This is a genomic window from Draconibacterium orientale (genome assembly GCF_900111425.1).
Taxonomy (GTDB): Bacteria; Bacteroidota; Bacteroidia; order Bacteroidales; family Prolixibacteraceae; genus Draconibacterium; species Draconibacterium orientale.
Genome location: NZ_FOHT01000010.1, coordinates 107,572 through 129,187, shown reverse-complemented (window position 1 = coordinate 129,187; position 21,616 = coordinate 107,572). Strand labels below are relative to the sequence as shown.

Sequence of the window (21,616 nt, the reverse complement as noted above, 5' to 3'; positions counted from 1 at the left end):
TTTTATTTTAAATGTATGTATTACTTTTATATGCTTTTAAACTTTTACAATACGATCGAGGCCACGTTCGGTAACTTCATTTTTGCAGGTGTAATAAAAAGCACCTTTTTTTGATTCTGATAAATCTTTTTCATTAAGGCGTTCCAACACATCAAGCGATAAAATTTTTTTTCTAAAATTTCCGGGATCGAATTCGCGCTGAAATATAGCTTCGTATAATTTGCGTAGTTGAAGTAAGGTAAACTTGTCGGCCAGCAACTCTTTTCCTATTAAGCGATAGCCGGCTTCCTGTTGCAGTTTTACCAGAGCCTGTTCCACCATTTTGCCATGATCAAAAATCATTTCAGGCAATTCAGAAATGGGCCACCAGTGTGCACCATTCTCTCGAACACAGGCCTTATCGTGTTCATCCATTCGCACCAAAGCATAGTAAGCAAGACTAATTACCCTTGCTTCCGGATCGCGGTCGGGATTGGCAAATGCAGCCACCTGCTGCATAAAAATATCTTCAAGACCTATGGTTTGTTTTAATACGCGTTTTGCCGCATCATCCGACGATTCGTTATCCTGTATAAATCCCCCCATAAGTGACCACGCTCCTTTTACCGGCTCGAAACCCCGCGGGTAAAGTAACAAACAAAGCTCCCCTTCGTTGTAACCCAGTATTACGCAGTCAACTGCTACAAAATGCTTCGGATGTTTAGTATAGTGTTTCATAGTAATATCGATGGACCAAATCTATAAAAGTATTTTTAACTTTTATTATTAAAGATCCGACAAAATAAATATTTATGCTGAAAAACATAAATAAAAACCATTGTCAAGCCCCAGAACCAATGCATCTCAACAAATTAATTTTCTGAATATTACAATCGCGTCGCAAATTATAAACATATCCTGAAACCAAGCGATTTTTGTTTTTTCACCGGTGGCATATTTAAATTGATTCTATAAAAAAAAGGAGCCCAAAAGCTCCTTTGTTACGAGTACGATGTACTATTAATATCATTCCGGCAACGTTTAAATAACCAGAACAACTCTTAACTTTTCCTTTTTTAACGGAATTACATATTGCCCAATCTCATTCTTTTCAAAACCGACAACACGGCATTTTGCAGTTTCATCGCCGAATATTTTAATCCGGAGATAAGCATTTGTAGTAAATTCGTTTGCTTCGTTTAACACCAGCTCAACCTTTTGGGTTTCCGGATTATAAGAAACAGCTTCAAACTTACCGGCATCAAGCGTTAACCACATTTTTAACGGAGCTACATAAACACGCGACTTCGCAGCTGTTGTTAAATTAACTTTCACCGCATCGCCATCTTTAGTAACATTACCACCAAAAGCCAACCAGCCAAATTCGTCGTCGTGCGTTAAATAGGTTGATGTGTTTATGGCATAACCGTAATAGCCGGTTCCGTGGTCGCCTGAAATGGCATCGTTTTTAAGCGTTGACGGGAACGAATGAAATGCTGCCGGTGCAAAACCATCTTGCGTAATATTCGAAATAGCTCCCATTAAACCACCGTAACCAACACGCAGCAGGTACAAATCTTCGGGATGTTCTTTGTATTCGTATAAAACAGGAATGGCATTCAATGCCGAGCCATAGTGGTGAATCTGACGCTCGACACGCGAAAGTTTGCCCCCGTAAAGGAAATCCCAGTAACGACGCGCATTACCGTTGTAGGCCCAGTGAGGGATTGTTGGCATGTACGCCAAAATTGCTTTTAAAGTTGTTTCAGCTTTTTCACCATAACCAAAATAACGCGACCACATATAAACTTCTTCCTGACCTGTAGAATCCCAGGGCATTTCGCTACCAAACGGATAGTTTAACGACGCCCAGTGATCGGCACGACGTTTCATCATTCCTTCCAGTTTGCGGGCATATTCCCACAATCCTTCTGCTTTTAAATCATCTAAAATGTGAACAAAAACACTACCTTCCATCTGGCCGAACTGTGCATAATAAGGCGCCAATTCAACCATCGCCATCGAGGTTTGGTAAGCACTCATCAGATACCAATCCCAGGTTTGTTGCGACACCAAACCTTCGTAGTTTCGGGCCAAACGGTACATTACCCAATATGCAGCAGCAACGTGCGGGTAATTGTACGAACGCTCCACGGTTTCGGCATGCTCTTTATTCCAGGCAGCCCAGGTATTGTAATTTACATCTTTGCTGTACGTACCGTCTGGCATTGAATCAGGTTCGTAGTAGAACATACTTTTCCGAACACCGTATTTTTCATGTCCTTCATTGTACTGAATTCCACCCCAGATGGTTTTCTGGACGAAGTCTTCCAGCATCGCCACCTCTTTTTTATCGGGTTGGATCAGTTGTTTCATAATGGCATTTAACCAGGCACCGGCACCTCCTTCATCACTCAATCCGCAAATCCAGGCACGACTATCTTCTGTCACCTGTTTTTGCTCTTCGTAATCGTAGGTGATAACCGACGGACCACGATCGAAAAGATCGTCTTCGTCATCAAACCACTGTTTTGTCATCAAGAAGTTTCCGTTGTCGGCAACTACCTCTTCTTCAGGTTTAATAACTTTGTAGTTAATGGTTTGGGTTAAGCCATCTTTATAGTTGATGGTTAAACGTGCTCTGCCCCATGTTTTTGCGGCAACAGCATATTTTACCCAACCATTTTCTGTCGTTTCCAGTTTTTTCAGTTCCAGCGCACCTTCCGGTTCAACCTGCATGCTTTTTACTATTTGGCTGTACTTCACAAACAAATCGGCATTTACATCTTGCGGAACAACGTAACCAGGCACACCAAATGCAACCGGACGATCGTTTTCAATTAACGCCGATTCGATGTTTTTAATGGCATCAGTAAGAACAAACTGCACACCATAACTAACCGATTTTCCGGGTTTTAGTATTTTCGATGAAGGAGTGTTCCAGGGAGTAGCTTCTTTCCATTCGTTCTCGGCGTAAGCTTTAGTTAAGGGCATCCACTCGTGAAAACCTTCGAAAGTAATTCCGCGTCGTGTTGGATCGTCAAGCAGCGGATTCCACGCCTCAAAAGGTGTTTCGCCATGTGGCAACACCAACAAAACCGGCCCGCTTCCTTTTAAACGGATTACCTGCAAATAACCTGCATCCATACCAATGTACGGATCGTAGAAAACATTTTCGGCATGTGCTTCGTCCAGTGTTTTCCGGTCGTGATTATTATTGAAAATCAATGGAATTCCTAAGGCTCCAATTTCTACATCTTCAGATGAAGTGTTTTTTATTTCGAAACGCAGAACAAGATGTCCGTCGTGCTTTTCCCAGTAACGCAGTACCTGAACCGGGCTGTTTTCAAAAATTCCGCTTAAATCGGAAACGGCCAGTTGGCTGTCGTTTTCAGGAGCTACGGTTCTAACACTTTTACGCGAAGCAGCTGATGAGAACGATGCCCAATCGCTGGCACTTTCTGTTTTTACACGAAAGTTAATATCGCCAAGATGATAAAAACCTGCTTTATTCCTTTTGGCCAGCAATTCACCCGGAGTAAAATCAAATTCCGGCTCCGAAACCGGGTGCAATCCGGCAACGGTATGCGATGATTTAACTAACTCAAGATTAAAATCAGGAAGACCAAACGTTAAAACACTCTGATTATAATCAATGGTATCGTTTTTTACAGATTCAGAAATCTCACCTGCCAGCAGCCTACTGCTGCAAAAAAACAACACATTAATGATAACGAAATACGAACCTAATACTTTTCTCATCACACTAACTATCTTATTAATAACTTAATTATTCCATGCCCTGCACGAACTTACATTATTTTGACATTTGATATCCAATTTAGAAATAAAATGTCTTCAAACTTATACAAACAGAAAAGCTGACCATAAGGATCAGCTTCCGTAATGCTTAGAAAAACATTTCTAATTTTATTGATTCTTACAATTCTTCGAATCGTATTTTTCTATTTGCCAATTTTTACACGGCACACATAAAATGCATTTCCCTGAACTTTCAGTTTAAAGCCACTTTCATCAGCCCAAACCGATGAATGCGTAGGCACCAGGGTATTCGGTGCTTCGCGTGTATTAATTGCGCCGGGTTGGTTACTGTGTAAACAGGTTATTTTCACTTCAGCCTTTTCAATTGAATGCTTTAGTCCTTTCAAGTCAATATCAATATCCTGCACCTCATCCGAAGCATTTATCACTTTCACAATCACTTCAGAAGTATTTTCATCGATTACGGCACTGGCGTAAAGACTATCCTGTCCGGTAATATTCGCACCGTCAGCAGTAATATTTAATACGTTCGTTCCGGTGTTGTGCGCATACATTTGCTGCACATAGTAATTCGGCGTGCGCACCACCTGTAGGTTATCAAACCAAATCATATCGGGTTTCCATTGCCAGGCATCGTAATGTGCAAATAGCGGCGCGTAAGTTGCCAGCTGAACAATATCGGCATTGCGTTCCAAACCGGTCATAAAAGCAGCTTCCGAGATGGCTGCACGCAGGTTGTTATCGCGGGTTTCGTGATGTGAAGCAAATTCGCCGGCAAATACTTTTGGTCCGTTGCGGTCGTAACTGTCGTAGCGTTCGGCGTTTGCCAAAAACCACTCCGGACTGCGGTAATAATGTTCGTCAACCAGGTCAACTTTCAGCTCTGTCATTTTTGGCCACAGAAAATCAAAATTCTCTCCGTCGGGTGTAGGGCCTGCTGTTCCGATGATTTTAATCTCAGGGTGTTTCTCACGCAATACTTCCATAAACGGAATCAACCGCTCTACGTATCCTTCGCCCCACTGCTCGTTTCCGATGGCCAGGTATTTCAGGTTGAACGGCTCGGGATGCCCCATTTCGGCGCGTACTTTTCCCCACTCCGAGTCAACCGGTCCGTTGGCAAATTCAATCAAATCTACTGCGTCTTCAATATAGGGTTCCAAATCATCAACATGTACACACTCGGTGCTTTCGTACTGGCAAGCCAAACCGCAACTAATTACCGGCAGTGGTTCTGCTCCCAGGTCTTCGCTCAGTAAAAAGTATTCGTAAAATCCTAAACCGTAGGTTTGGTAATAATCGGGGAAAAAGCGGTGTTTAAAGGTATAATTCCAGCGGTTTTCATTCAGCGGACGATTTTCAACCGGGCCAACGCTGTTTTTCCACTGGTAGCGGGTTTCAAGTGTATTTCCTTCAATGATACATCCGCCGGGGAAACGAAATACACCCGGATTTAATTCGTAAAGCGCTTCTGCCAAATCTTTGCGCAAACCGTTCTCACGGTTTTTCCACGTTTCGGTTGGAAACATCGAGATGTGATCCAGATCAACTTCACCGGCCGATCTCAAAACCACACGCACTTTACCTTTTGCATCGGTAGCATTCGATTTTATAATGCACTGGTATTTTTCCCAGCTGTTACCCGAAACAAGAATCTCTCCCCTGCCGATAACTTCTTCACCTGAACTTACCAGCTCAATTCCGAACTTCTTTTCGCCACCATCCAACGAGCGGGCGTAAAACGAAAAACGATAGGTATCGTTCTTTTTATAGCCAATTCCTCTGAAACCATTATTTTCAAGTCCGGTTCCACGTCGCAAACCGGTTTCGTTCAAACGCACATAATTCGGATTACGATCAAAACAAGGATTTTCATTTTTCACTTCTGCATTTCCGAAAGGCAACCAGCCCACAAATGGTTGGTCGAACTCGAACGAACGGTTTTTAATTAACTCGGCATAAAGGCCGCCATCGGCGCCAAAATTTATGTCCTCGAAAAACACCCCGTACATGTCAGGTTGTACTTCGGCTCCCGTTTCTTTTACATCAACTACAAAATTCTTTTGGGCAAACAAACTTTGGCTGCAAATGGCCATCAGAAAAATAATCGCTCTTAACTTCATCTATTTTGGTTTTAGTATTTCTTTCTACTATTATGACGCAAAAAGGCTGCGGGAGGACTACGCGAACAGCTATATTTTTTACGATGATCCGGGGCGAAACATCTTCTTCAAATATAAATTGTTATAAATCCACACAATTTTCACGTTGTTAATGGCAACGAAATTACAAATATTCGATAGCCGGAGCTAATAGTTTTTCAGCAAAAAAGATCACAAATTCAACTCCAACCACTTTTTACAGGATAAAAACAGATGCATATGCCCCATATTTAATTGCGCCGAAAAAAAAAGAAAAGCTTCAGTTGGCTCCATCATCAGAATCACCCTACGTAAACTTTCACAATCCGTCGATAAAATCAGCCAGTTCTTCTATTCTATTCTTTTAAGCAATTCGGCACCAGTAGCTTTATACCCGAAATAAATAATAAAAAGCTATGAATAGAATAAAATCAATCTTCTTCGTAATCGCGGTTAGTCTTCCGACTTTGTTGTTTGCACAAAACGGCACAACAAATAAAGCCTGGAGCCTAAACGATTGTATCGATTACGCCCTAACGCAAAACGTTTCGGTGCGCCAGAGCATTTTAACCAATGCATCGAACGAATTGAACAAAAATCAGGCGGAAGCCAACAAACTTCCTTCGTTAAGTGCTTCGGCACGCCAGAATTTTAGCTGGTCGAAATCGAAAGATCTGCTTACCGGCGATTCTGATTTTTCAGGAAACAACAATACCAGTTACGGATTAAACTCGAGCGTTACCATTTACAACGCACAACGTTTGAATAACCTGATTAAACAGGCCGAATTAGATATGCAAAGTGGAATTTACGATTCGGAAACCATAAAAGAGTCAATTTCGCTGAGCATTTTAAATGCTTTTTTGCAGGTTGTGTTTTTAGAGGAGAATGTAAAAAATGCACAAAACCAGTTAGACGCTACTACCGAGCAACTGAAGCTGTCGGAAGCCCGTTTACAGTCCGGCATTATTTCACGCTCCGATTACCTGCAGGTAAAATCGCAACTGGCAAACGAGAAACTGAGTTTAGCCAATGCGCAGAGCAACTTTGCCATTTCAAAAGTAAGTTTGATGCAGTTAATGGAGCTACCGGTTGACGACAACTTTGAGGTGCTTCGTCCGAACCTGGAGGAATTAGCAAATGAAAATCTTACTCCGGTTGCATCAGATGTTTATGCCACTGCACTGGCCATTAAACCACAGATTAAAAGTGCCGAGTACCAAAAAGAAAGTGCTGCGCTGAATGAAAAAATTGCAGCGGCCGGTTTTTATCCAACCATCAGTGCCGATGCAGGTTTGTCAACCGGATATTCGAGCTACAATACATCCAATTATTTCGGACAATTGGGCGATCAGTTTACACCATCGGTTGGCGTTTCAGTATCCATTCCTATTTTCCAGAAAAAGCAGATTAAAACGAGTGTAGCACAGGCAAAAATTGGTTACAGCAATGCAGAATTACAGGAAATTGATACCAAAAACCAATTACGTAAAGAGATTGAACAAGCTTGTGTTGATGTGCTTTCGGCACAGATTGAATTTGAAGCCAACCAGGAGAGTTATTCATCTTACGAAGAATCGTACCAACTGGCGCAGGAAAAATTCAATAACGGACTGATCAACTCGGTTGATTTCCTTTTCGAGCGAAACAACCTGATCACGGCAGAAAGTCAGCTGTTACAATCAAAATTCAACCTGATATTCAGCTATAAAATCCTTGATTTCTACCAGGGCAATCCAATCACTTTATAAACCGAAATAATTAAAACGAAATATCATGAAGAAAAAAACAATCATCATTATCGCATTACTGCTTATCGTTCTGGTATCGGCAGCATTAGTTTTAAAACCTAATAAGGTTGATATAAGTCAGATCGATATTCAAACCGCAAAAGCAGGAAAAGGAAACATTAGTACTATTGTGGAATCGACCGGAACATTGGAAGCCATTACAACCGTTGAAGTGGGAACACAGGTTTCAGGAATTGTAGATGAACTTTTTGTTGACTACAACTCGTATGTAAAAAAAGGCCAGTTGCTGGCAAAAATCGATACCACAAACCTGGCAGCACAATTGGAGCAAAGTCAGGCAACGTTAGACAATGCAAAAGCGGAACTCGATTACCAGCAGGCTACCTACAACCGTATGGCGCCGTTGAACGACAAACAATTGATCTCACAAACTGATTTCGACCAGTTGGTTTACAATTTAAACAAAGCAAAAGCCAGTTACAACAATGCTATGGCGCAACACAAACGCAATAAGATCAATCTGGATTATGCGCTGATCTACTCGCCTATCGACGGAGTGGTTTTGAACAAAGAAGTTGAAGAAGGACAGACTGTTGCAGCAAGTTTTAACACGCCTACCCTTTTTACCATTGCCAACGACCTTACGCAAATGCAGGTTGAGGCCGACATTGATGAAGCCGACATAGGCCATATAAAAGAAGGACAACGTGTTGAATTCACTGTGGATGCCTATCCGGAAACAACTTTTGAAGGAGAAGTTACTCAATTGCGTTGGGAGCCAACTGTTACCAACAATGTAGTTACCTATACCATTATTATTGACGCGCCAAACCCGGATTACAAACTGATGCCGGGAATGACAGCCACTATTCAGGTTTTTATATTGGAGAAAAACGATATACTGGTGGTTCCAAGTAAAGCACTTCGTTTTAATCCCGACCAAAAACTACTAATGAGCTACATGAGCCAACAGGCTAAACCTGAAATGCCGGAAGGACAAACTCCTCCTGAAATGGGAAGTATGCCTGAACAAGCACCAAGCGATGCAACAATGGTTTGGGTAAAAGAAGGCACCAATATTCATCCTGTTCCGGTTAAAATAGGAATGAACGACGACATTAACGCTGAAATCCTTTCGGGAATAAAAAGCGGACAGGAGGTTCTGCTCAGCATGGAACAAAAAGGAGCAAATGAATCAGCAGCCAGATCAGGCGGCAATCCATTTATGCCAGGCCCTCCGGGAAGAAGATAGGAATTCAAGGAAAAAGGAAAAAGGATAAAGGCAAAAGGATAAAGTTAAGGACGGTTTAACCGGACGAAATCCAGATCGAAGCATCGGGAGCAAAAGTTACTGTCATCACAACGAGGAACGAGGAGAGATCTGTTGCAAGTTGCAATTTCGGATAACCAGCATCCGGTATCAAGTATCAAGAATCAAGTATCCAGAATCCAGAATCAAAAAAAAGAAAAAAATGAGTAAAGCAATTATAAAAGTATCAGAACTGCGAAAAGATTACCATGTAGGAGAAATGACCGTACATGCACTTCGTGGAGTTGATATGGAAATTTACGAAGGAGACTTTGCGGCCATTATGGGAGCCAGCGGATCCGGCAAATCTACCATGCTGAATATTCTTGGCTGTTTGGATAAACCAAGCTATGGCGAATATCACCTGGATGGAGTAAACATGGGAAAAATGAACAAGAACCAGCTGGCCGGATTGCGCAATAACAAACTGGGATTTATTTTTCAGTCGTACAACCTCCTGCCGCGTACAACGGCTCTGGAAAATGTGGAACTGCCACTTTTCTATAATTCAAAAGTAAAATCGAAAGAACGAAAAGAACGTGCCATTTACGCGTTGGAGCAGGTGGGCCTGGCCGACCGGATGGATCACATGCCCAACCAACTTTCAGGTGGTCAGCAGCAGCGTGTGGCCATCGCCCGTTCGCTGGTGAACGACCCGGTGGTTATCCTTGCCGACGAGGCGACAGGTAACCTCGACACCCGGACTTCTTACGAAATTATGGAACTCTTCCAGCGGTTAAACGACAACGGCAAAACCATTGTATTTGTAACACACGAATCGGACATTGCCCGTTTTATGAAACGCAACATCGTTTTCCGTGACGGCCGGATACAAAAAGAATCGGCGGTAACCGATCGATTTAATGCGACACAGTTGATCGAAGCACTTCCGGTAGATGAAGATTATGAATCTTAAAAGCAGCGAAAAATGAACTACACAAATCTCACAAAAATAGCAACCACCGCCCTGAAACGTAACAAATTCAGAGCAATACTGACCATGCTTGGTATTATTATCGGTGTTGGCTCGGTAATCGCGATGCTTTCCATAGGCGAATCATCGAAGCAGAGCATTCGCGAGGAAATGTCGGACATGGGCACCAATATGATATTTGTAATGCCCGGTCAGCAACGTCGTGGCGGAGTTATGATGGGGAATTCAAATACAAAATCGCTTACCCTAAAAGACATTGATGCACTTCGGAAAGAAGCAAAAAACATTACCGAAGTATCGCCACAGGTAAGCACCAGCGGACAGGCAGTTAACGGCAACAACAACTGGCCAACGACTATTTATGGTGTTAATGCCTCGTACCTCGATATCCGGAAATACGAACTGAAAGACGGACGTATTTTTACCGAAAAGGAAATTAAATCGCTGGCAAAAGTGTGCATTGTTGGGCAAACTGTTGTTGAAAATGTTTTCAACAACAATGTCGACCCCATCGGACAAACCATTCGTTTTGGCGGCATTCCGCTTAAGGTAATTGGCGTTTTAAAAGAGAAAGGTGAAAACGGCATGGGAATGGACCAGGACGATATGATTATTGCCCCGTACACATCGGTTCAGCGACGAATGCTGGCCATTACACACATTCAATCGATTTATGCATCGGCAGTAAGCGAAGAACAGTCGGAGGCAGCCATCGCAGAAATTGAAACAATTTTACGTCGGCAACACAAATTACAGGAAGGCGACGACGATGATTTCGAGGTACGTTCGCAGGCCGAAATGGTGGAAATGGTTTCATCGGTAACCGATATGCTGACTCTGCTTTTAGGAGCTGTAGCAGGAATATCGTTGCTGGTTGGCGGTATCGGAATTATGAATATCATGTTTGTATCGGTTACCGAACGCACCAAAGAAATCGGGCTGCGCATGTCGGTTGGCGGACGAGGTTTCGACATCCTGATGCAGTTTCTGATTGAAGCCGTTCTGCTAAGTATTTTAGGCGGAATAATTGGTATAATTTTTGGCACAGGGCTCTCCTATCTTGCATCGTTTGCCCTCGACATGCCTTTTGTTATCGACACGCAGGCAGTAGCCTTATCGTTCCTTGTTTGTAGCGTAATTGGCATATTTTTCGGTTGGTATCCGGCACGAAAAGCTGCTAACCTCGACCCGATTGACGCCATACGACACGAATAAATATAAAATTTGCTTTGGCTGCATTTTATTTAACAATTGATTTAACTTTGTTGAAAACCACTAAGAATGAACAAACTTCAGGCAAAACGACATAGTCTTCCCATTATAATGCACCTGCTGGTGTGGCTGGTTTTAATTATTTTACCGCAAATTATAATAAGCCGTTATTCAGGAAACAACAATTTTATTGCCTGGGGTTTTTATGTAAATGCCTTTATTATAGGCGTTATATTTTATATTAACTATTTCTGGCTCGTTCCAAAGTTCTATATGAACCATAAAAAGGCATTGTTCTTTCTTTTGGCCCTTGCTGTTGTTGTTTGCTTTTATTTTGTGCTCGATTACTCTAATCATATTTTTCATAATCCGGAGCGCGACCGACGAATTGCCGAGTCGATTGAAGAGCAGGCACGCAACGAGCAACGATTTCAGCGCCCGCCATTTAAGCTCATGCAAATTTATGGCTTTAGCCTGCTGGCCATTGTTATTGTTGGTTTTTCAATTGGTTTACGTGCCATTGAGCAATATACGGCCAGCGAAAAACGCCAGAAAGAACTGGAAAAAGAGAAACTTAACTCGGAGCTTGCCTTTCTGAAAAACCAGGTAAGCCCACACTTTTTCTTTAACACGCTGAACAATATTTATTCGATGGTAGCCATAAATACCGACGATGCGCAGGCTGCCATTTTAAAACTATCGAAACTGATGCGCTACCTTTTATACGAGTCGGAACACGGCGAAACCCTGCTTTCGGCCGAGGTAGAATTTATGCGTCATTACATTGATTTAATGCAGTTACGCGTATCGCAAAAGGTCGATATCCACATCGATCTTCCCGGTAAACAGAACGACCTGAAAATACCGCCACTCCTTTTTATTCCATTCATCGAAAACGCATTTAAACACGGAATTAGTTACCGCGATAAATCGTTTATAAAGGTGGAAATGAAAACAGAAGCTGAAAAAGTATATTTCAGCTGCGAGAACAGCGTGGCCAAAGAAAAAACAGAAAAGCGGGAGGAAAACCATTCGGGAATCGGACTCGAAAATGTAAAAAAAAGACTGGAACTTTTATTCGCCGGAAAATACGATTTATACATCGAATCTTCAACAAATATATTCAGCGTAAAACTTGAAATAGATACCGCAAAATGATACGAACAATTGCCATCGACGATGAACCTCTTGCACTTCAACTGGTAACTTCTTATGTGGAAAAAACGCCAACACTGGAACTGGCGGGTGCTTTTGATAATCCCATCGATGCCATGGAATTTATGGATCAGAACGAGGTGGATCTTATTTTTCTCGACATTGAAATGCCCGATTTAAGTGGTCTGGAATTTACCCGTATTCTTACCAACAAACCAAAAATTATTTTTACAACGGCTTACGAAAAATACGCACTGCAGGGTTTTAAACTCGATGCTATTGATTACCTCTTAAAACCATTCAGTTACGAAGAGTTTTATAAAGCCGCCGAAAAAGCAAAAAAACAAATTGCTTACGAACGCGCCGATAAAAAAGGCGATGAAGTGGATTCGAATAACGAATTTCTGTTTCTGAAATCGGAATACAAAATCCGCAGAATTAATTTTAACGACATTATTTACGTTGAAGGTTTAAAAGACTATGTTAAAGTATTTCTTCAGCACGAGGCAAAACCGATTATGTCGTTAAGCTCGCTAAAAGCACTTGAAGCCAAACTTCCTGAAGGGAAATTTATGCGCGTTCACCGTTCGTTTATCGTAAACCTCGAAAAGATAGACACTATTGAACGAAGCCGGATTGTTTTTGGAAAAGTTTACATTCCGGTAAGCGACCAGTACAAAGACAACTTCAATAATTTTGTAAAAAATAATTTCCTATAACAGAATATCCTGAGCGATAATCCAGTTGTATTAAAAATTTCATCTCCTTCGCACTATTTTAATTCTGTCTAAATAAAATTTATAATTTTGTCGTCAAATTATTATCCATGGGATTAAAGCAGGAACAAATTCAGAAAACCACAAAAATGTCGAAACTGCTTTTCAGCCACCCACAGTTAATCCTGGTGTTGGAGCGGTTTGAAATAAAGTTAGGCGTTCGTGAAAAAACTGTTGAGGAAATTTGCCTAGAAAACAATATCAGCCCCAAAGTATTTTTAATGGTGGCCAATCTTAACATCGACAGTTCGTACCATCAGGATTTGAATTTCAGCGCTCCTGAAATTAAACAGGTCGTAAATTACCTGATGAAATCGCATGCCTATTATTCGGCAGAGGTTTTCCCGGAGATTATTCAGAACATTCATTTGATGAGCGAATTCAGCCAAAAACCGGAAATGCAGCTTGTTGAGCGTTTTTTTAATGATTACAAACACGAAGTTGACCAGCATTTTGATTATGAAAACCACACCGTTTTCCCGTACATTTTAAACCTGATTGAGGCCAACGCCGCCGGGAATTATTCGGTGATTGATTACCGCGAACATCACGATGATATTCAGGAAAAACTCGACGATGTAAAAAAACTGCTTATCGAGCATCTTCCGCAAAAGGCTGACAACAACCTGAGACGTAAAATATTATTTGCGCTCTTCGATTTAGATGCAGATCTGCAAACGCATTCAAAAATTGAGAATGAGATTTTAATTCCGCAGGTGGAACAACTTGAAAAACAAGGCCTCGTATAATTGGGAACGCGCTGTAAAATACTGATCATCGAACCTTCGGCAATTATACGCGAAGGAATTGCTGCCATTCTGCATCAAATGAAAGACAGCATTGAACTGTCGTTTGCCGACACGCTGGAAGAGGCATTGAGATTCGGGCAATCCGATCTTTTTAAAATTGTATTCATTAATCCGGTTACCCTAAACAATTCGAGAAAGAATTTGAACAACCTGCTCACGCTTTATCATAAAACCAATGTTGTGGGTTTGATTTCCAACCACTACGACCGCACGCTTTACGATAATTTTGCCGATAATATTTTTATTACCGACAGGTACGAAACCATTACACAGATTATTTCGAAACGGTTTAAAACAACACCTGCCGGAAACAACGACATCGACAATACCTTAAGCGAAAGAGAAGTAGATGTACTGAAGCTGCTGGCCACCGGAAAATCGAATAAAGAAATTGCTGAACAACTGTTTATCAGTATCCACACCGTTATTTCGCACCGCAAAAACATCAGTAATAAAATTGGCGTAAAATCAACAGCCGCACTGGTTATTTATGCTGTGGCCAACGGTTTAATCGATGTTGATGGCTTTACCGAATAAAAGCTTCATTATTTTCCCCACTTTAAAATAAGAAAGAGCAAAGGAGCTACAATCATTATGGTTATCAAGGCTTTGCTAATGTATTTTCCTTTTTCTTTTCGGAATAAGGCCCACCCGACTAACCCTGCAATGATGAGATAAAATGAAAAATCGATAAATACCGACGACACCAATTCGTTTTGCGATGAGTTAACCGTGAGTGACGATATAAATGAAAAAATCATACGCTTGTCGTTTTAAAATTGCCCCTGTAAAATTCAGTGTTTTTTAACGGGCTGACAATCGCGTAAAATGATGATTTTGATTCAAGATCACTACCTTAAAAAGGGGAATTCAGACAAATTAATCTCTTAATGTGCAAGCAGTTCCGCATTATTGCTGCAACATTCGTAACCGGCCTGCAGCGTTATGTGCTCAATGCCAAATTTATCGTGAAGCAGTTTCTCGGCTTTTGCGCGAACTTCCATCAACTCCAACATGCTAATGTTGCTTTCCATATTAATATGCGCCTCTAAATGAATCTGGGTATCATCGAGTTTCCAAACATGAATATGATGAATATTGTCGATCCCCTGAATCTTTTCAACTTCCTCTTTTATACTTCCCAAATCAATATTTGTGGGTGTCGATTGCATTAAAATATCTACCGTCTCCTTCACCACATCCCAGGTGTGATAAATAATATAAATCCCCACCAGAACGGTAATCAACGGATCGATCCAGAAAACTTCGAATTTCCAGATGGCAATACCACCAATAATTACGGCTACCGACGAAAAGGTATCGCCCAGTAGATGCAGGTAAGCAGCGCGTACATTCAGGTTATGGTCTTTATCTTTATTCAGCACAAAAACCGAAATAAGATTGGCCAGCAAACCAAAGGTTGCCACAATAAACATGATTTTGCCTTTTATCGGCTCAGGATTTACAAACCGTTCGTAGGCTTCAAAAAACAGGTACAAACAAATGCCAATCAGTACCACTCCGTTAAAAAGAGCGGCCAGTATTTCAACGCGTTTATACCCAAAGGTTTTTTGTTCATCCGAAGGTTTGCGGCTTCGTTTACCCGCCAGGAACGCAATAAAAATTGCCGACGAATCGCCCAGATTATGCAGTGCATCAGATAGTAACGACAAACTATTGGAAATAATTCCACCGATAATCTGCACAATGGTAATCGAAAGATTTAAAACCGTTACCCAAAGTAATTTCCTCCCTCTTATTTCGTGATTATGGTGGTGATGATGCCCATGATCGTGATGATGACCTGCCATTTTTTTCGTTTTAAAGTAATACAAATATTAACAATTATAGTTTAAATCAAATCCCTATTAATAGGGATATTATTAATCGTTATTTACTACTATTTTTGTAGGATAAATTGGTTTAGTTATTGTTTTATTGTAAAAGGTTAGTTTATGGATTTAGAAAACACTTTCAAAACAGGACGATGGTGTAAAGTCATTGAAGTGAAAGATTTTGTAACTTTAAATATCACCCCGTATACCGGCGATCACAAATTTCTGGAAGGCCCCACGGCGCGCACCAGCAAATTATGGGATATCTGCAAAGAAGCCCTTAAAGAAGAGCGCCAGAACAATGGTTTACGCGATGTGGATGTAAATGTAGTTTCGGGATTGACGGCTTTCGAGGCCGGATACATCGACAAAGAAAGCGAAGTGATTGTTGGTTTGCAAACCGACAAGTTGCTAAAACGTGCCATGAAACCTTACGGAGGTTACAACGTGGTTAAAAAAGCATTATCGGAACACGGTTTAAAACCCAACCCGATCATTCACGAGAGTTTTAGCAAATACACCAAAACCCACAACGACGGTGTTTTTGATGCCTATACCGATGAAATCCGGAAATTCCGCTCGCTGGGTTTCCTAACAGGCTTACCCGATAATTATGCCCGCGGGCGAATTATTGGCGACTACCGCCGTGTAGCTTTGTATGGTATCAACCGCCTGATTGAAGCAAAAAAAGAGGATCTGCAAAAAATTACCGGCCCGATGAGTGATGCTACCATTCGTTTGCGCGAAGAAGTTTCGGAGCAAATCCGCGCTTTGAGCGACATGATTGAAATGGGTAACATTTACGGTTTAGATCTTTCGCGCCCGGCACAAAATGCACAGGAAGCCGTTCAGTGGACTTACATGGCCTACCTTGCAGCGGTTAAAGAACAAGACGGTGCTGCAATGTCGTTGGGAAGTGTTTCATCGTTCCTCGATATTTTTATTGAAAAAGATATTCAGGACGGAAAAATCACCGAAACCGATGCACAGGAATACATCGACCAGTTTGTAATGAAACTGCGAATGGTTCGCCACCTGCGCATGGAAGCTTACGACCAGATTTTTGCCGGCGACCCAACCTGGGTAACCGAAAGTATTGGTGGTTTGCTCATCGACGGACGTAGCAAAGTAACCAAAACATCGTTCCGTTTCCTGAATACGCTTTACAACCTGGGGCCGTCGCCTGAGCCAAACATAACTATTCTTTGGTCGAAAAACCTGCCAAAAGGTTTTAAAGATTATTGCGCCAAAGTATCCATCGAAACCTCATCAATTCAGTACGAAAACGATGATTTGATGCGTACCAGCTCAAATTGCGACGACTATGGAATTGCATGTTGCGTATCGATGCAGGAGCTTGGAAAACACATCCAGTTTTTTGGAGCGCGTACCAACCTGGCCAAAACATTGCTTTTAGCCATTAACAGTGGCCGCTGCGAAAATACAGGAACGCAAATGGTGGATGGGATTCCGTTTATTGAAGAGGAATACCTGGATTACGACAAGGTAATTGCCAACTTTAAAATAGCCATGAAAGAAGTGGCGCGTGTATATAACGAAGCGATGAACATCATCCACTTTATGCACGACAAATACTACTATGAAAAAGCCCAGATGGCGCTTATCGATACCAACCCGAAAATTAATATCGCGTACGGTATTGCCGGATTATCGATTGTTGCCGACTCGCTTTCGGCCATTAAACACGCCAAAGTAAAACCAATTCGCGATGAAAACGGCCTGACTGTAGATTTCGAAATCGAAGGCGATTTCCCGAAATATGGTAACGACGACGACCGTGTTGACCACATTGCCCGCGATGTGGTGGAGCATTTTAACCTGGAGCTGGAAAAACTTCCGGTGTACAAAAATGCCATGCCAACCATGTCGGTGTTAACCATTACATCGAATGTGGTTTACGGAAAGAAAACCGGAGCTACTCCCGACGGACGTGCGAAAGGCGTTGCTTTTGCGCCGGGAGCTAACCCGATGCACGGACGTGATACACACGGAGTAATTGCGTCGTTGAATTCGGTGGCCAAAATCGATTATAAAGATTCGAAGGATGGTATTTCGAATACCCTTTCTGTGGTACCTAAATCGCTGGGAGCAACACCTGAAATGCGTATTGAAAACCTTGTTCGCACGCTTGATGGTTACTTTGGCTGCAACGCCCAGCACTTAAACGTAAACGTGCTCGACCGCGACACGCTGCTTCACGCTATGGAGCATCCTGAAGATCACCCGCAGCTAACAATTCGGGTTTCGGGTTACGCCGTAAACTTTGTTCGTTTAACCCGCGAACAACAGCAGGAAGTGCTTACGCGCTCGTTCCACGAAACAATGTAAATTTTCACAAAATACTACACTTGCATGCCGGCCGGTTTAAACTGCTGGCATGCTTTTGTGTTAAACAGTATGTCTTCAACTGAAAATAAATTAATCGTCCATTCCATCGAATCGTTTGGCACACACGATGGTCCGGGAATTCGTTTGGTGGTATTTTTACAGGGCTGCAACCTGCAATGTAAATACTGCCAGAATGCGGATACCATTGCCTTAAAAGGCGGAACACCAACCGAAATGGAGAGCCTGGTAAAACGTGCCGTAAATATGAAAACGTACTTTGGCGACGATGGCGGAGTAACGGTTTCGGGAGGAGAACCCATGTTACAAAGTAAGGTATTGATTCCCTTTTTTGAAGCCTTGAAAAAAGAAGGTATTCACACCAATATCGACACCAACGGATTGATACGAATACCGGAAGCCAAACAGCTGATTTCGGAACTGTCCGACCTCGTAATGTTTGATGTGAAAGCCACAACTGAAGAAGGTTTCAAAACGATTACAGGAGCAAAAGGACTTGGTCGGTTGTTGGAGAATATTCAACTTCGTGAACAAAGTAAAAAACCGTACTGGCTGCGTTACGTGCTCGTGCCCGACTACACCGACAGCGAAGAATCGTTACGTTGGTTAATCGAAACTTTCTCCGGGAATAAGTACCTGGAAAAACTTGAGATACTCCCCTACCACAAACTGGGAATTTACAAGTGGGAATCGTTGGGAATGGATTATCAGTTTAAAGAAATAAAAGAGAATACGCCCGAGCAAATCGAACGGGCTTTTGAAATGCTGAAACCGCATTTTAAAGACGTAATTGTGAAATAAGTAAAAGGCAAAAAAACAGTAACCGCAAAAGAAAGCCACAACAAGTTAAAAGTATCGAGAATCCAGCATCTAGTATCCAGCATCTAGTATCCAGTACTAGTATCTAGTATCCAGTACTAGTATCTAGTATCCAGTACTAGTATCTAGTTCTGGCATCAGGTATCGCAAAAAGAAATATCCATGAGTTTATATTCACCAAAAGAAATAATTAACCAGGCCGGAAAACTGGCCATTGCAAAAGACAGCTACTCGGCAAAAAAAATACTGACACTGGCATTTTTAGCCGGAGCTTACATTGCTTTTGGCGGACTGCTGGCAATTTTGGTTGGTGGCGGTGTTCCGGAAATAGGAGCTGAAAACCCGGGAATCCCGAAGTTTCTTATGGGGGCCATGTTCCCCGTTGGACTAATGATTGTTGTTATGGCCGGGGCCGAACTTTTTACCGGCAACAACGCCTATTTCATGCCCAATGTATTTAGTGGCAAACAACGCTGGACCGCACCGCTTCGCAACTGGTCGTTGGTTTATGTGGGAAACTTTGTAGGCGCTGTATTTGTTGCCTACTTTTTGGTGCACCTCACCCATTTGGTCAATGCCGCCCCCTGGATAAATATGGTAGAAAAGATTGCCATTGGAAAAATTTCCAATCCGTTTTTCACTACATTTTTAAAAGGGATTGGCGCTAACTGGCTGGTTTGTCTGGCACTGTGGATGGGCATGTCGGCGCAACATACCAGCGGAAAAATTTTAGGCATCTGGTGGCCCGTTATGGCTTTTGTTACCATGGGTTTCGAGCATAGTATTGCCAATATGTTTTTTATTCCTCTGGCCATTTTTGAAGGAGTAGATATTAGCTGGGTAACCTTTGTGGTAAAAAACCTGATTCCGGCAACACTTGGAAATATTGTTGGAGGCGGCTTTTTTGTTGGCACTTTGTACTGGTATGCTTATGCCAAAGAGAAATAGCAAAAATCTGGGATAATGATTCATCTTAACTTTCTGAATTTTCAAAAAAAGTCACATTAAATACTCCACCCTGAAGTTGTTTCAGGATTCTGTTTAATAAATACAGCTTCCTCTCGAACAGATGCTGAAACAAGTTCAGCATGACATTTTATCAATGGAAAATATAGCAACCGACGATTTTAGTTTAAATGCGAGGTAAACTCCAGCCCACCAGCTTTTATGGTTTGCTGAAAAAACGCTGAATCTTTCTTAAAATTAAGCAAGCTTCTCAGCTCATTCAGCTCCTTGCTATCAAGCAATGCATTAAAGATATGACTGCCAACGGGAATAATAATTTTTCGCTTAAAGTTTGATGTTTTGTTCCGCAATATCCACTCTTCGCCATCAAGATTTTGGATATAACTGGCAAACTTCCAGAAGTCTTCTTCCTTGAGATTGAAGTTTAGATTTTTGTACTCAACATGTATAGCTTCGCATTTTACGCATTTAAAAATCTTCCCATTTTGTGTTTCTATTAGTACTTCCATTTGCTGAACTTTTCTTTGATACAACACAAAATAAGCGCAAAACGAAATACAAATCAATCCCAAGAACTTGTGATTTTTTAGTAGTGATACCCTCACTTTGAGTGAGAGCATCACTATAATTTATACCAATTTGATTATAAAATGCCGTATTGGATATGCCGGTTATTTTCTGTTTGTACAAGGCGAAAAATTTTAGCATAGCTGGGGCTACGTTATAGTTTTTCAACGCAGTAGAAACGGAAAAGAACAAATTTATATGCGGCATTTTGTGGTCAATTTGGTATTACAAAAGTGTATCCACTGTTTTGCCTTCGGGTTTTTTAAGCATGCGTGCCGAAATACTGCTTTTAATAACCTTTTGTAAGGCATCAACCTGCCGTTCTTTGGCAAAACGTTTGGCAGTTATCAGGCTGATTTCGCGAACAGGTTCGTTGGGCACGATTTCCTTGATTAGCTCTTCCTGCCCGGCCGGAATATTTATTGTTGCCAACTCGGGAATAAAAGTCAGGCCACTTTTATACTCCACAATACGCCGCAACGATTCAATGGAGTTACTGTGGTACACCAGCCGTTGTTTGTTTTTCTTTTGCGGATTGATCTGGCAAATCGAATTCACCTGATTCTGAAAACAATTCCCCTCCTCCAGGTACCAGATCTCTTCCGGGTTGATTGATTTGATATCGATAGCATCCTGCTCAAATAAGGGATGATCTTCCGACAAGTAAGCATAAAACCGCTCGTAAAACAGTGGTGTTACAGAGATATTTGTTGCCGAAACCGGCGTAGAAATAATGCCACAATCAATATCGCCCATTTTAATTTCATCGATGATTTCCTCGGTTTTCAGCTCGTATATTTCCAGCTGCAAAGCCGGATAATCTTTACCCAACTGATGAATAAAAAGCGGAACAAGATAAGGCGCCAGCGTGGGAATAATCCCGACTTTCAGGTTACCGCTCACTTCTTCGCTTATATTGATGGAAATCTGTTTCAACGCTTCAATCTGCTTTAAAATTTCCAGCGACTTTTCGTAAAACACTTTCCCCTCATCAGTAAATTGAAAGGGCCGTTTCGTGCGGTCGATCAATTTGAAATCCAGCTCTTCTTCCAGTTTCTGTATTTGCAAACTCAAGGCGGGCTGTGTAACTCCCAGCCGGTCGGCAGCTAACGAGAAGGAACCAGATACATAAATTTCTTTCAGATACTCCAGTTGTACGATATTCATAGCATAAGAATTACTAATAACACCATAAATATAATAAATACTGCTA

The 21,616-nt window shown here is 41.7% G+C and carries 19 protein-coding genes; 11 read left to right on the top strand and 8 right to left on the bottom strand.

The window, feature by feature from the left end; translation table 11 throughout:
* Positions 1-36 precede the first annotated feature (36 nt).
* From BMW53_RS07630 to BMW53_RS07620, 3 genes are all read right to left on the bottom strand, one after another.
* Positions 37-717, bottom strand: coding sequence for an NUDIX hydrolase (locus BMW53_RS07630; protein ID WP_038554299.1), 681 nt, complete (start codon positions 715-717; stop codon positions 37-39).
* A gap of 303 nt (positions 718-1,020) precedes the next feature.
* Positions 1,021-3,741, bottom strand: a complete 2,721-nt coding sequence (locus tag BMW53_RS07625) for a DUF5695 domain-containing protein (protein WP_038554302.1) — start codon at positions 3,739-3,741, stop codon at positions 1,021-1,023.
* Positions 3,742-3,944: 203 nt separating this feature from the next.
* Entirely contained in the window at positions 3,945-5,885 is a 1,941-nt protein-coding gene (locus BMW53_RS07620; RefSeq protein WP_038554305.1) for an alpha-L-arabinofuranosidase family protein, read from the bottom strand.
* A 434-nt stretch (positions 5,886-6,319) separates the two neighbouring features.
* On the opposite strand from BMW53_RS07620, the gene BMW53_RS07615 reads away from it, so the two are divergent.
* From BMW53_RS07615 to BMW53_RS07580, 8 genes are all read left to right on the top strand, one after another.
* Positions 6,320-7,654, top strand: a complete 1,335-nt coding sequence (locus BMW53_RS07615) for a TolC family protein (protein ID WP_081804729.1) — start codon at positions 6,320-6,322, stop codon at positions 7,652-7,654.
* 25 nt (positions 7,655-7,679) lie between these two features.
* Positions 7,680-8,906, top strand: a complete 1,227-nt coding sequence (locus BMW53_RS07610) for an efflux RND transporter periplasmic adaptor subunit (protein ID WP_038554310.1) — start codon at positions 7,680-7,682, stop codon at positions 8,904-8,906.
* 220 nt (positions 8,907-9,126) lie between these two features.
* Positions 9,127-9,879, top strand: coding sequence for an ABC transporter ATP-binding protein (locus BMW53_RS07605; RefSeq protein WP_038554313.1), 753 nt, complete (start codon positions 9,127-9,129; stop codon positions 9,877-9,879).
* A 12-nt stretch (positions 9,880-9,891) separates the two neighbouring features.
* Positions 9,892-11,112 carry an ABC transporter permease gene (locus BMW53_RS07600; protein ID WP_038554316.1) on the top strand — a complete coding sequence of 407 codons (1,221 nt, stop codon included), beginning with the start codon at positions 9,892-9,894 and terminating at the stop codon, positions 11,110-11,112.
* Between the two features lie 66 nt (positions 11,113-11,178).
* Complete coding sequence (locus BMW53_RS07595; RefSeq protein WP_038554319.1) at positions 11,179-12,267, top strand: sensor histidine kinase; 1,089 nt, start codon at positions 11,179-11,181, stop codon at positions 12,265-12,267.
* Positions 12,264-12,983: a LytR/AlgR family response regulator transcription factor gene (locus BMW53_RS07590; protein ID WP_038554322.1), complete on the top strand. Its 720-nt coding sequence runs from the start codon at positions 12,264-12,266 to the stop codon at positions 12,981-12,983. Before BMW53_RS07595 ends, BMW53_RS07590 begins: the two co-directional genes overlap by 4 nt.
* 107 nt (positions 12,984-13,090) lie before the next feature.
* Positions 13,091-13,789, top strand: coding sequence for a hemerythrin domain-containing protein (locus BMW53_RS07585; protein ID WP_038554324.1), 699 nt, complete (start codon positions 13,091-13,093; stop codon positions 13,787-13,789).
* Positions 13,790-14,386: a response regulator transcription factor gene (locus BMW53_RS07580; RefSeq protein WP_051567498.1), complete on the top strand. Its 597-nt coding sequence runs from the start codon at positions 13,790-13,792 to the stop codon at positions 14,384-14,386.
* A gap of 8 nt (positions 14,387-14,394) precedes the next feature.
* Here BMW53_RS07580 and BMW53_RS07575 read toward each other — a convergent pair whose 3' ends face one another.
* Together BMW53_RS07575 and BMW53_RS07570 are read right to left on the bottom strand one after the other, a co-directional pair.
* On the bottom strand, positions 14,395-14,610 hold the full coding sequence (locus BMW53_RS07575) for a hypothetical protein (protein WP_038554327.1): 216 nt from the start codon (positions 14,608-14,610) through the stop codon (positions 14,395-14,397).
* Between the two features lie 126 nt (positions 14,611-14,736).
* On the bottom strand, positions 14,737-15,660 hold the full coding sequence (locus tag BMW53_RS07570) for a cation diffusion facilitator family transporter (protein WP_038554330.1): 924 nt from the start codon (positions 15,658-15,660) through the stop codon (positions 14,737-14,739).
* 144 nt (positions 15,661-15,804) lie between these two features.
* Here BMW53_RS07570 and pflB point away from each other — a divergent pair, with 144 nt between their 5' ends.
* From pflB to BMW53_RS07555, 3 genes are all read left to right on the top strand, one after another.
* On the top strand, positions 15,805-18,033 hold the full coding sequence (gene pflB, locus BMW53_RS07565) for a formate C-acetyltransferase (RefSeq protein WP_038554332.1): 2,229 nt from the start codon (positions 15,805-15,807) through the stop codon (positions 18,031-18,033).
* 69 nt (positions 18,034-18,102) lie between these two features.
* Complete coding sequence (gene pflA / locus BMW53_RS07560) at positions 18,103-18,852, top strand: pyruvate formate-lyase-activating protein (RefSeq protein WP_038563468.1); 750 nt, start codon at positions 18,103-18,105, stop codon at positions 18,850-18,852.
* Positions 18,853-19,032: 180 nt separating this feature from the next.
* The gene (locus BMW53_RS07555; protein ID WP_038554334.1) at positions 19,033-19,818 is read left to right on the top strand and encodes a formate/nitrite transporter family protein; all 786 of its coding nucleotides are present in this window, start codon (positions 19,033-19,035) and stop codon (positions 19,816-19,818) included.
* Between the two features lie 179 nt (positions 19,819-19,997).
* On the opposite strand, the gene BMW53_RS07550 is transcribed toward BMW53_RS07555, so the two are convergent.
* The 3 genes from BMW53_RS07550 to BMW53_RS07540 are packed head-to-tail and all read right to left on the bottom strand — an operon-like array spanning position 19,998 to position 21,570.
* Positions 19,998-20,345: a DUF6686 family protein gene (locus BMW53_RS07550; protein ID WP_051567499.1), complete on the bottom strand. Its 348-nt coding sequence runs from the start codon at positions 20,343-20,345 to the stop codon at positions 19,998-20,000.
* Entirely contained in the window at positions 20,305-20,610 is a 306-nt protein-coding gene (locus BMW53_RS07545; RefSeq protein WP_038554337.1) for a hypothetical protein, read from the bottom strand. The genes BMW53_RS07550 and BMW53_RS07545 overlap by 41 nt, the downstream gene beginning before the upstream one ends.
* Positions 20,611-20,628: 18 nt before the next feature.
* Positions 20,629-21,570 (bottom strand): hydrogen peroxide-inducible genes activator, encoded by a 942-nt coding sequence (locus BMW53_RS07540; protein ID WP_038554340.1) that lies wholly within the window; start codon positions 21,568-21,570, stop codon positions 20,629-20,631.
* Between the last annotated feature and the right edge of the window lie 46 nt (positions 21,571-21,616).